This window comes from Cellvibrio sp. 25HG11W-0, assembly GCF_057815475.1.
Genome location: NZ_CM174230.1, coordinates 4,417,304 through 4,429,679, shown reverse-complemented (window position 1 = coordinate 4,429,679; position 12,376 = coordinate 4,417,304). Strand labels below are relative to the sequence as shown.

At 47.1% G+C, this 12,376-nt stretch carries 9 protein-coding genes; 3 read left to right on the top strand and 6 right to left on the bottom strand.

Going from position 1 to position 12,376, the window contains the following annotated elements; all coding sequences use genetic code 11:
• Positions 1–48 precede the first annotated feature (48 nt).
• The gene (locus tag AC0KUT_RS18590) at positions 49–3,771 is read right to left on the bottom strand and encodes a nitrate reductase subunit alpha (RefSeq protein WP_488831896.1); all 3,723 of its coding nucleotides are present in this window, start codon (positions 3,769–3,771) and stop codon (positions 49–51) included.
• Between the two features lie 338 nt (positions 3,772–4,109).
• Entirely contained in the window at positions 4,110–4,598 is a 489-nt protein-coding gene (locus tag AC0KUT_RS18585; RefSeq protein ID WP_488831895.1) for a CBS domain-containing protein, read from the bottom strand.
• 145 nt (positions 4,599–4,743) lie between these two features.
• On the opposite strand from AC0KUT_RS18585, the gene AC0KUT_RS18580 reads away from it, so the two are divergent.
• Positions 4,744–6,615, top strand: coding sequence for a histidine kinase (locus AC0KUT_RS18580; protein ID WP_488831893.1), 1,872 nt, complete (start codon positions 4,744–4,746; stop codon positions 6,613–6,615).
• A gap of 7 nt (positions 6,616–6,622) precedes the next feature.
• Here the strand turns inward: AC0KUT_RS18580 and AC0KUT_RS18575 are convergent, their stop codons facing one another.
• From AC0KUT_RS18575 to AC0KUT_RS18565, 3 genes are read right to left on the bottom strand one after another with little or no spacing between them, the layout of a single operon-like run.
• Positions 6,623–7,060 (bottom strand): Rrf2 family transcriptional regulator, encoded by a 438-nt coding sequence (locus tag AC0KUT_RS18575; protein ID WP_488831892.1) that lies wholly within the window; start codon positions 7,058–7,060, stop codon positions 6,623–6,625.
• Between the two features lie 12 nt (positions 7,061–7,072).
• Complete coding sequence (locus tag AC0KUT_RS18570) at positions 7,073–8,257, bottom strand: NnrS family protein (RefSeq protein ID WP_488831891.1); 1,185 nt, start codon at positions 8,255–8,257, stop codon at positions 7,073–7,075.
• Entirely contained in the window at positions 8,250–8,753 is a 504-nt protein-coding gene (locus AC0KUT_RS18565) for a YbaN family protein (RefSeq protein WP_488831889.1), read from the bottom strand. The genes AC0KUT_RS18570 and AC0KUT_RS18565 overlap by 8 nt, the downstream gene beginning before the upstream one ends.
• 162 nt (positions 8,754–8,915) lie before the next feature.
• Here AC0KUT_RS18565 and ytfE point away from each other — a divergent pair, with 162 nt between their 5' ends.
• Positions 8,916–9,596, top strand: a complete 681-nt coding sequence (ytfE, locus tag AC0KUT_RS18560; RefSeq protein ID WP_488831887.1) for an iron-sulfur cluster repair protein YtfE — start codon at positions 8,916–8,918, stop codon at positions 9,594–9,596.
• Positions 9,589–11,907, top strand: coding sequence for a nitric-oxide reductase large subunit (locus AC0KUT_RS18555; protein WP_488831885.1), 2,319 nt, complete (start codon positions 9,589–9,591; stop codon positions 11,905–11,907). Before ytfE ends, AC0KUT_RS18555 begins: the two co-directional genes overlap by 8 nt.
• A gap of 157 nt (positions 11,908–12,064) precedes the next feature.
• Here AC0KUT_RS18555 and AC0KUT_RS18550 read toward each other — a convergent pair whose 3' ends face one another.
• Positions 12,065–12,325: a helix-turn-helix domain-containing protein gene (locus tag AC0KUT_RS18550; RefSeq protein ID WP_488831884.1), complete on the bottom strand. Its 261-nt coding sequence runs from the start codon at positions 12,323–12,325 to the stop codon at positions 12,065–12,067.
• Positions 12,326–12,376: the final 51 nt, after the last annotated feature.

Below are 12,376 nucleotides of genomic sequence, written 5' to 3'. Positions count from 1 at the left end.
TATTAGCCTCTTAAAATCTGGTTGTGGTTTGCAAAAAAACGGTTCGGGTTATGGCGTGCCTAACCAATCGACTTCTCTCATTTTGCGCACCACTACAAACTCGTCGCGGTTGCAGCCAACGGTTCCGTAATAGTTAAATCCATATGCTTGTTGTGCGTAACCACCAATCATATGAGTGGGTTTCATAATCGCGCGGGTCACTGAGTTGTGCATTCCGCCACGGGTTTTAGTGAGCGATGAGCCGGGCATATTTATGATCCGCTCCTGCGCGTGGTACATCATGCTCATGCCTTGTGGTACCCGTTGCGATACCACGGCGCGCGCTGAAATTGCACCATTCACGTTGAAGATGTCGATCCAATCGTTGTCTTCAATACCGGCGGTTTTTGCATCAATCTCACTCATCCACACAATCGGGCCACCGCGCGATAAGGTGAGCATTAACAGGTTGTCGCTATAGGTACTGTGAATGCCCCACTTCTGATGCGGTGTAATCCAGTTCAAAATAATTTCTTTATTGCCATTGGGTGTGCGATTCATGACCGGATCAATGGTTTTTAAATTCACCGGCGGTTTGTAACAGCACAGCTGCTCGCCAAAATCGCGCATCCATTCATGGTCTTGATAAAACTGTTGGCGACCGGTAATCGTCCTCCAAGGAATATATTCATGCACATTGGTATAACCGGCGTTGTAAGAAACGTGTTCATCTTCCAGGCCGGACCATGTCGGTGCTGAAATAATTTTGCGCGGTTGCGCGACAATATCGGCAAAGCGAATTTTTTCGTCTTGTTTTGGTTTGGCTAAATGGGTGTGATCGCGCCCGGTAATTTTAGAGAGTGCATCCCACGCTTTTACCGCTACATGGCCATTGGTTTCCGGTGCTAGCGATAAAATAACTTCGCAGGCGTCAATCGCTGTTTCAATTTTTGGGCGGCCTTGGTGCGCGCCTTCTTCATAGTGAATGCGATTTAATTTACCGAGGAATTCCACTTCTTCTTTGGTATCCCACTTAATGCCTTTGCCGCCATTGCCGAGTGATTCGAGCAGCGGGCCAAGTGAAGTAAAACGTTTATAGGTGTTGGGGTAATCGCGCTCTACCACCACCATGTTGGGCATGGTCAGCCCGGGTATGGCCTCACATTCGCCTTTCCACCACTCTTTAACGCCATAGGGCTGCGCCAGTTCGTCGGGTGAATCGTGCATCATCGGTTGCGTAACAAAATCTTGTTCGACACCTAAGTGGCCTTCGCAGAGCGACGAGAATTTTTCGGCGATGCCTTTAAAAATATCCCAGTCGCTGCGTGATTCCCACACCGGATCAATCGCTTTGGTGAGCGGATGAATAAACGGATGCATATCCGACGTATTCATATCGTCTTTTTCATACCAGGTTGCCGTTGGCAGCACTATGTCGGAGTACAAACAGGTGGTGGACATTCTGAAATCCAGAGTGACTAATAAATCCACCTTGCCCTCTGCACCTTCATGATGCCATTTCACGTCTTCCGGTTTTTTGCCATCGGCACCCAAGTCTTTGCCAAGCAAACCGTGTTTGGTGCCGAGTAAATGGTTGAGCATGTATTCGTGGCCTTTGCCACTGGAGCCTAATAAGTTAGAGCGCCAAATAAATAAATTGCGCGGAAAGTTTTCCGGTGCATCAGGATCGACACAGGAGAATTCTATTTCACCCGTTTTTAATTTTTCGACTACATAATCTTTAGGCGATTTACCTTCGGCCTTGGCGGCGGCAACAATCGTTAAGGGATTGGTTTTTAATTGCGGAGCAGAAGGTAGCCAGCCCATACGTTCGGCGCGCGCATTAAAATCGATAATGCTGCCGCTCCATTTTTCTTTATTGGCCAGTGGCGAGAGTACCTCGGTCATGTCCAATTTTTCATAGCGCCATTGGCTGGCGTGATTGTAGAAAAATGAGGTGCCGTTCATTTGGCGTGGTGGGCGTTGCCAATCCAAACCAAACGCTAATGGCAGCCAACCGTTTTGTGGGCGCAATTTTTCTTGGCCAACATAGTGTGCCCAACCGCCGCCGCTTTGGCCGACACAGCCGCACATCATCAGCATGTTGATGAGGCCACGGTAGTTCATATCCATGTTGTACCAGTGGTTAAGTGCTGCGCCGACAATGATCATGGAGCGGCCGTGGGTTTTATCCGCTGTGCGCGCGAACTCGCGTGCAACACGAATCACCGCTTCGGGTTTTACGCCGGTAATTTTTTCTTGCCATGCGGGAGTGTAAGGCACGTCATCATCAAAGGATTTAGCAACGTTTTCATCGCCTAAACCATTGTCAACACCGTAATGCGCAACCATCAAATCAAATACGCTGGCGACCCAGCAAACACTGCCGTTAGCCAATACCACTTTGCGTGCAGGTACTTTGCGTAATTGAGTCGCGCTGTGATTGGTGTGGTGGAAATATTTATGTTCGTGTTCCATGCCGCCAAAATACGGGAAGGCGACATCCACAATTTCATCGCAATGATTTTTGAGGCTTAAATGGGTTTTAACTTCTGCGCCATTTTCGTCAACGCGATTTTCCAAATTCCATTTGCCACTTTGACCCCAGCGATAACCAATGGAACCATTAGGGCTAATGAATTCTTGGGTTTGTGAATTAATCGCGATGGTTTTCCAATCGGGATTATTTTCTTGGCCGAGGTTATCGATTAAATCCGCCGCGCGTAAAAAACGGCCTTGGGTTAAGTTGTCACCCTGTTGTTCCAACATCACCAGCATGGGCATATCGGTGTATTGTCTGACGTATTCGGTGAAATAAGTGCTGGGGTTATCAATGTGAAATTCTTTTAATATCACATGACCAAAGGCCATTCCCAGTGCGGCATCGGTACCTTGTTTGGGTGCTAGCCAAGTATCGCCAAATTTTGATGCCTCTGAATAATCAGAAGTGATGACGCAGGTTTTGGTGCCTTTATAGCGAACTTCGGATAGGAAGTGAGCGTCTGGTGTGCGTGTTTGTGGAACGTTAGAGCCCCACACAATAATGTAATTGGAGTTGTACCAATCGGCGGATTCAGGCACGTCGGTTTGCTCGCCCCACACCTGTGGTGATGAGGGTGGTAAGTCGCAATACCAATCATAAAAGCTTAAACAGTTGCCACCAATCAGCGATAAATAACGTGAGCCTGCTGCATAAGACACCATCGACATGGCGGGGATGGGCGAGAAGCCGCTGATACGATCAGGGCCATATTTTTTTGCGGTGTAGACATTAGAGGCGGCGATAATTTCATTCACTTCGCCCCAATGGGCGCGCACAAATCCACCGAGGCCACGGCGAGATTTATATTTTTTAGCGCGTGCGGGGTCCTCTACAATTGATGCCCATGCATCCACGGGATCGCAATATTCTTGGCGCGCTTCATGCCACAGCTCAATCAAAGCTTGACGCACTTTAGGATATTTCAAACGGTTAGCGCTGTAGATATACCACGAGTAACTGGCGCCGCGAGGGCAGCCGCGTGGTTCATGGTTCGGTAAATCGGGGCGGGTACGAGGGTAATCTGTCTGCTGGGTTTCCCAGGTGATCAAACCGTCTTTTACGTAAATTTTCCAGCTACAAGAACCGGTGCAATTGACTCCGTGGGTTGAGCGCACAATTTTATCGTGCTGCCAGCGTTGACGATAACCTTGTTCCCAAGAGCGATCTTCATCGGTGGTAACACCATGCCCATCAGCAAAGGGTTCTTGACGTTTTTTAAAAAAACGTAATTTGTCGAGTAGATGACTCATTCTTCGGCAGCTCCTAAAAGTGTGCGCGTTAATCCATTACAAGCCCAACGTGGTTATGCTAATGGCGCGCTTTCGGTTCACGGTTGACACTTGAATACTGCGCCATTCATGCGCTACCTGCCAGTGAGTGAAAAGTGCAGGAAAACTGCTCATCTACCACTAAGTGAGTATTTGTATTTGTTAGCTAAACTAATGAATTTATTGAGTTTTTAATTGTTGTGGGCAATGCATATGAGGCTAAAAAATAAGCCTCAATACAGAAGGGGTACTCCAATAAAAAGGCCGCTCCATAATGCTGGTAGCGGCCCGGATAAATCGGCACAGAAAATACAAAAAAATTAACTCTGATTGAGCGCGGCGAGCACATCCATAGCTGTAATAACACCGACCACTTTATTGTTGTCGGTTACAAAAACGCGGTGTATGTGCTGATCAAGGAGTATCTTCGCCACTGACTTTATTGATTCGCCCTGGTCAATAGCAATCACTTCATGATTCATAATTTGATGAACGGTACAGTTTTTATCGGCATCCTTTACCCATGATCGTAGCACTTCCTCATTTATATCCTGACCGCAACTATCCCGATAGTGGTTGCGCAAGGCATTACCTTTGTCGCGCTCGTTGAGATTATTGAATTTAAAAACATCGCTTACGCTGACCACGCCAACTAATTCGTGATCTGAGGCTATAACAGGGGCTGCAGAAATTTTGCGGTTAATAAAAAAGTCTGCCAAACGGCTGATAGTCCAGCCCTCATAAGCAGTTAATAAAGTGCTACTCATAATATCTTTGGCGCAAGAGCTGCTAGTGTTGGTAGTATTCATAGTTAAGCCTCTTGTTGTTTAATTGGCACTAGTTAATAGAGCTTATCGGCTAAAAAGACCTTTTTAGCAATTTCCCTAAATGGCTAGAGGATAGTAATAAAATACCTCCAAATGGGTATTTTTCTCTTTTAAATGAAGCTGTCTTATGAACTCACTTGCACCTAAATCTTCCATTATTGTTCGTGTCAGCGTGGCGCTTGCCGGAATTGTTGTTTTAGGCATGAGCACTATGTTGATTTCCTATTGGTTGTCAGAGCGTGCTGAAAACGATTCTTTGGCGATTAATGTCGCTGGTTCCTTGCGCATGCAAAGTTATCGCTTGGGCTTGCTGGCACTGGATGACATGACTGATACGGCGCAATGGATTGCTGCACAGCAAAAAATTGATGAAACCTGGAGTAACCCGGTATTCATTCCATTTTTACATGAAAAACCAACAATTAGTGAGTTGTACACCCGCGCAGCTAACAACTGGCGCGAGCAGTTATTGCCTGAATTCAACCGGATTAAGCAAAAACAAAGTGCACTGACAGATCAAGAGTTGCAATTGCTGTTGGATGAGCATATCCAGTTGTTGGATGCACTGGTGCAAACTATTCAACAAGATGCAGAACAGAAGGTGCGCAGTTTCCGTTTGGTACAAATTGTCGCGCTCTTCGCAACCTTGTTGGTATCAGCGTTAGTGATGTATTCACTGAGAGTCAATGTCGAGCAGCCACTCAATCAATTGACGGCGATGGCTAAACGAATTTCCCATGGTGATTTCAGTCATCAAATACCTGTAGTTAGCCAAGATGAATTGGGTGTTCTTGCAGCCACGTTTAATCTTATGAGCCGCTCGATTGCCAATAGTTATGATCATCTGGAACAGCAAGTAGATGCAAAAACCCAAGAGTTGCAACGGTCCAACAACGCACTGCAATTTTTATATGACACTTCTAAGCTTATTATCGAACATAACCCACAAGGTATTAATTACGATGAAATAATCTCTCGCTTGGGGGAGACTATCAGTGTGGAAAACCTAGAGCTATGTTTAATGACCACCGAGGGTAATAGCCCTTATCTGCAAATAAAACCGGCGAGTGAAATTAATGCCGAGCTGTGCAAAAAACAAAACTGTTCAAAATGTTTATCCAGCCGGGGTGTGGTAGAAAAGGTGAATGGAACGGCAACCTATCGTTTTCAACTGACGCGTAATGAGAGGCACTATGGATTAATAGTGTGTCGGGTGGATGAGCAAAAGTTATTGTCGCCTTGGCAAGAGCAGCTAATCCAATCCGCTACTGACCAATTGGCGATTGGTATGAGCTTAAAAACCGATGAAGACCAATCGCGCCGCCTGGCGGTGTTGCAGGAGCGCAATGCTATTGCGCGCGAATTGCATGACTCTCTCGCGCAGGCGCTGTCCTACTTAAAAATTCAGGTGACACGCCTCAATAAAGCCATTGATCGCGAAGATAAAACTACTATGGAAGATGTAGCTGGTGAGCTGCGTGAAGGGTTAAATAGCGCGTACCGTCAATTGCGTGAGTTATTAACCACGTTCCGTTTAAAAATCGATGGCAGCGGTTTAAAGGTTGCGCTTGAATCCGGTATTGAACAGTTGCGTGCGCAGAATTCGATGAATATTCATTTTGATTTTGCCTTAAGTAATATTCCCCTCACGCCCAATGAGGAAATTCATTTACTGCAAATTATTCGAGAGGCTAGTCAAAATTCGATAAATCATAGTGGAGGAAAAAATTTGGATATCCGCTTGTGGCAAAATGCAAATCAAGCGATCAGTTTAACTATCGCAGATGATGGTAGTGGCCTTCCGGGTTCGCCGGAAAAAATAAATCATTATGGGTTGGCCATTATGACAGAACGCGCTAAACATCTGGGCGGAGAGTTGACGGTATCGAACCAGGTTACCGGTGGCGTGTTGGTCAGTTTTGATTTTATTCCCGACTTTATAAAAATTCGCCAAAAAAGTGGAATTATTACTTCCGATATACTGCATGGCTTGTCGTAAGCATTGGTTAACTGATGCGCAACAATTTAATCAACGCTGGTTGTTTTTGTTTTGTTAGTAGATCGGCCAGAGTGTATTGATCGAGCACGTTAAAAAAAGCTTCCAATGCCGCCGCAAATACATTTTTAAGGTGGCATGCGGGTGTGATGGTACAGCCCTGAGCGCCCGTGAAGCACTCTACTATTGCTAAATCCTGTTCAGTGTCGCGCACTAGCTTACCGATATTAATATCGTCAGCGCGGCCATTTAAGCGCAGCCCACCATTCTTCCCCCGCACCGCAATTAAATAGCCTTTGGCGTTGAGTTCTTGAACCACTTTCATTAAGTGGTTTTTTGAAATGTCGTAGCTCTCTGCAATTTCGCCAATAGTAGAAATTTCTTCACCCTTGAGTGCTACGTACATGAGTACACGCAGTGAATAATCAGTATAACGGGTTATGTGCATAGATTTCTCTTCTTATCCGGGGCGGCCATCTGCGCGTGGGCGAGTGAGTATTGGCCAATAAATCAAGGTAAATGTGGCAAAGGCGAGCGACCAGCCTGTAGCGGCCACTAACAATCCTACGCGGTAATCCAGTAGTTGTAATGCGGCTAATACACGAGCCAATGCCGCTAGTGTAATAGCCACGTAAATCGCTACTGCAAACCGGGGTAGGGTGAGTGTGCGGCCGGTGTGCCCAAGGGCTACACGGGTCATTACTCCCAGAATCAGGGTACCCATGGCGCCGACGCCCAGTGCATGTTGCCACGCAGTAGGGGCGGCGAGATTAAAGACTGCGGCGCTCTTGAGCAAGAGCGCGACAACAATCCAGCCATAGCCGAGGTGCAGAATCCACAACAGCGGTTCCCGTGCAGTGCGCCAACCTGACCAGCCGATCAAACGCAAGGCATTGAGTGCGCCTGCAATTAACGCCATAACGCCGGTTAACCAGGAGGTGCCGGTGAAAAAGTCGGCGGGAATTAACAACAGCGTGGCGAGGAGTGCAGCGCGATCCAGAGCAGCGAATGATTTTACGCACTCAATTTGAATGCCTTGATTACGCAGCCAGTTGATCGTAAAGAGCGGAAAAATTCGGCCACCAATCACAATCATCATCAAGGCAATTAAACCCAGTGCCATTAATTCACCACGCCGTAACCATTGCGGGTCACTCGTGATAAATCCGATATGCATCATTACATTAGCGAGGCTCAGCAATAGCAAAATTGCCGCAATGGGTAAATTGCGTTTATTTCCATGCCGTAATAATACGCGGATCATATAGATAGCCATCACGGGCATAAATAATAAATCAACCGCTGCTGCTATACCCACTGGCCACCAGCTTGCTGTCCACATGGCAACGCGGCCTGCGAACCAGATTATTATCAGCGCGAGTAATGCTTTGCCCTGTAATGGAGCTGCACCGGTCCAGTTGCATACTGCCGTCAACAAAAAACCGGCGATAGCCAGTGGAATCAAACCAAATAACATTTCATGGCTGTGCCAGTGTACCGGCGACCATCCCAATGGCAGTGAAAGTCCGCCAAACAAAAAGCTCATCCAGGCAATAACAGTAATAACTCCATAAACACCCGTGAGCAAAAAGAATGGGCGGAAAGGATGTGCAAGAATCGATTGTGATTGAAAAAAATTACTCATGAAAAACCTCTGGATCGGCATAGGCGCGAATATCGCTGTAAACCTTGCATCCTTTGTACAGGATAATGTTGTCGGGAGTTATGCAATCTTCATCTTGTGGCGAGGGACGCGTAAAAATAAAAACTGCGATCGCGCCAAATAAACACAAGGTGGCACTGATAATCGCCCAGTGAACTCCCCAAAATATTAATAACAGCCCACTGGAAGCAAGCATCAATATTGCCAACCGTTTAGCAGAGGATGGAATTGCCCGCTCTTGTTGCCATGCGCGCAGGGGCTTACTTAACCGAGGGTGACTTGTTAACCATTGGTGTAGGCGCGGTGAGCCCTTTGCAGCAAACCATGCTGACAATAATAGAAACGGTGTAGTTGGCAATAGTGGAGTCACTATACCAACCACACCGATCAGCAATGATAAGCATGCAAGCGTGAGGTAACCGGCTTTTACAGTCTGCGACAGTGTGGAGTGGGCAGGCATTCTCAGTTCCTCTTTCATCTATAGCGCGAAGTGGACGGTAATAAAATCTTTACCTTTAAACATGCATTCATTTTACATCTTTATAAGATGCATTTACAATGCATCTTAACGAGGTTGTTTGGCAGAGTTGCCGGGTTCCCTTTAATTACCGTCGTTTTATTGCAGCCGGAGAGTGACATTATGACTATTACCGACCAAAGTCTTGGCCAACTTGCACGGAGTATTCCGGGGGCCACCGCGATTTTTCATAAACACCAATTGGACTTTTGTTGCGGCGGAAAGAAAAGCTTGCGCGATGCAGCAAGTGAACGCGATCTGAACTTGGATGCACTTGCTGGTGAGTTACAGGTGCTGCAATCGCAGCAACCAAGGGAACAAGAATGGGTAAATGTGCCGGACATTGAATTGATCGAACACATACTCACGCGGTATCACGATGTGCATCGTCAACAACTTCCGGAACTGATTCGCCTTGCCCAGCGAGTGGAGTTGGTTCATGGCGGGCATACCGAGTGCCCTGCAGGTTTGGCGCAACTTTTGGAAACCATGCTGCAAGAGCTGGAAAACCACATGCAGAAGGAGGAGCAAATTCTGTTTCCGATGATTAGCCGTGGCATTACTGGCATGGCTGTCCAACCCATTGCGATGATGCGCCGCGAACACGACGATCACGGGGCTGCACTCGCGGATATTGCTCACATCACGCACGGTATTGTTATACCCAAGGGGGCATGTAATACCTGGCGCGCACTCTACCTGGGGTTAGAAACTTTAAAGGCGGATCTGATGGATCATATTCATCTTGAAAACAATATTTTATTTGATCGTATTGATGGTGCCCTGGAGGTGAATCATGGGTGAGTATCGCAAGCTGTGGTTTATCTTGATTGGTGTGCTCGCCGTTACCTTTTCACTGCTCGGATATTTTGGTACCGAAGTCTATCGCAACGCACCACCGATCCCGGCACAGGTTGTCAGTGAAGGTGGTGAGGTATTGATGACTCACGATTCTATTCTGGATGGGCAAACTGCGTGGCAATCGGTTGGCGGCATGCAATTGGGTTCGATCTGGGGGCATGGCGCTTATCAGGCACCGGATTGGACTGCGGATTGGTTGCATCGCGAATTGCTGAACTGGCTGGAGCTAGCCGCACAAGCTACTTTTGGTAAAGCCTATGCTGACTTGGATGGCGCGCAACAAAACGCGCTGCAGTATGATTTAAAAGTGGCCTATCGCACAAACACTTACAACGCGGATACCGATCAGGTGGTGCTTTCAGTACGCCGTGTTCAGGCGATTACACAAACCGCCGATTATTATCAGCGGTTATTCAGTGATGCCCCGGAGCTACAAAAAACGCGTGAAAATTATGCAATGAAAGAAAACACGCTGCCTGATTCGGAGCGACGTGAACGCATGACAGAGTTTTTCTTTTGGACCGCATGGGCAGCATCAACCGAGCGCACACCGGGTGAAGCGACTTACACTAATAATTGGCCCCATGAACCGCTGATCGACAACAAGCCCACCGCAGAAAATATCGTGTGGTCAATTGCCAGCGTTGTCTTGTTAGTTTTTGGTGTAGGCGCTCTGGTATGGGCATGGGCGTTTCTGCGCAAAGAAAATGAGGAGGAGACAGTTGCTCCAGATGTCGATCCGATTACAACCTTTGCTGTCACGCCTTCGCAACGCGCATTGGGAAAATATTTATTTGTTGTGGTCGCACTCTTTACCTTCCAGGTTTTTCTGGGCGGGTTCACCGCGCATTACACCGTGGAAGGGCAAACGTTTTACGGCATTAATGTGTCTGAGTGGTTTCCTTATTCGTTGGTGCGTACCTGGCACATTCAGGCAGCCATGTTTTGGATTGCCACGGGTTTTCTCGCGGCTGGATTATTCCTCGCGCCCATTATTAACGGCGGTAAAGATCCCAAGTATCAAAAGCTAGGGGTGGATATTCTCTTCTGGGCTTTGATTGCGGTGGTGGTTGGTTCGTTTATCGGCAATTTTCTTGCCATCGCGCACATCATACCGACCAATCTAAGTTTCTGGTTTGGTCACCAAGGTTATGAATACGTTGACTTGGGTAGGGTGTGGCAAATAGGAAAATTTATTGGAATTGTACTCTGGTTATTTTTAATGATGCGCGGTATTACGTCGGCGTTAAGACAGCCTGGCGATAAAAATTTATTAGCCCTGTTAACCGCATCTGTCGTTGCCATCGGATTATTTTACGGCGCCGGTTTGTTCTATGGTGAACGCACACATCTCTCGGTGATGGAGTATTGGCGCTGGTGGGTTGTGCATCTTTGGGTTGAAGGTTTTTTTGAAGTTTTTGCAACCGCTGCACTCGCGTTTATCTTCTGCAGCATGGGATTGGTATCGCGGCCCATGGCAACGGCGGCCACGCTGGCGTCGGCATCGTTATTTATGTTGGGCGGCGTGCCCGGCACTTTCCACCATCTCTACTTCGCTGGCACCACCACACCGGTAATGGCCGTGGGGGCAACCTTCAGCGCCCTCGAAGTTGTACCGCTCGTGGTGCTGGGTTATGAGGCTTGGGAAAACTGGCGTTTGAAAAATCGTGCGCCTTGGATGCAACAAATAAAATGGCCTTTGATCTTCTTTGTTGCGGTTGCATTTTGGAACATGCTTGGTGCGGGTGTGCTTGGATTCATGATTAACCCACCCATCGCGCTTTACTATGTGCAAGGTTTAAATACTACACCGACACATGCCCATGCGGCTTTGTTTGGCGTGTATGGATTCCTGGCGCTCGGTTTCTCACTATTAATTCTTCGCTATATTCGCCCGCAATTAGTGTTTAGCGATAAATTAATGAAGGTGGCGTTTTGGTGGATGAACATAGGTTTGGCGCTAATGCTTTTCACCAGTTTGTTACCGGTTGGGATTATTCAGTTTGCCGCGAGTGCCTCGGAGGGGCTGTGGTTTGCACGTAGTGAATCGTTTATGCAATCCGATTTACTCGTGACCTTGCGCTGGGTACGTACATTTGGTGACGTGGTTTTTATCGTCGGTGCTTTAGCAGTGAGCTGGCAGGTTGTGTGGGGTTTATTTTCCTCATCAAGAGGTGGTGTGTTAACAATCGATCCAGCTAGGACGCCTGAAAAAAAAGAAACTGTGTGCTGCGGTAATTGTGGCGGTAAATAAGGTGTAACAGCTAAGTCTTAAGCCGGATATTGAGTTTAATGTCCGGTTTAACTTAAGAGCACCTCCGAAAATAAGATTTTAAATTCATAAGCTGAACTCTTTTCGAGTATTTTTTGGGTGAGTACTACGGCAATTGGTAAGCATGCTCGCTACAAGATCAATCTTTTCGCTCGGCTTCTTTAATCGACTGAATGATCACTTCAATCCCTTCGTGAGGATCTGCTCCTATCGCGTGGCAGTACCTCACGAATTCTACAAGCTCTATCTTCTTTCTATCTTGCTCCATTTTCCCAACACTGGTCCAATGGGCTCCAATCATAGGAGCTAGGTCACGCAAAGTTAACGAAGTTGTCGCTCGCTTTTGCTTCAGCCAAAAGCGAAGCTTTTCATAATGAGGTGAGTACGAAGATGTTTTCATTGTAGCGATATTAGATACAAGCTAGAATGTAGCGAAATTCACTACAAGTCC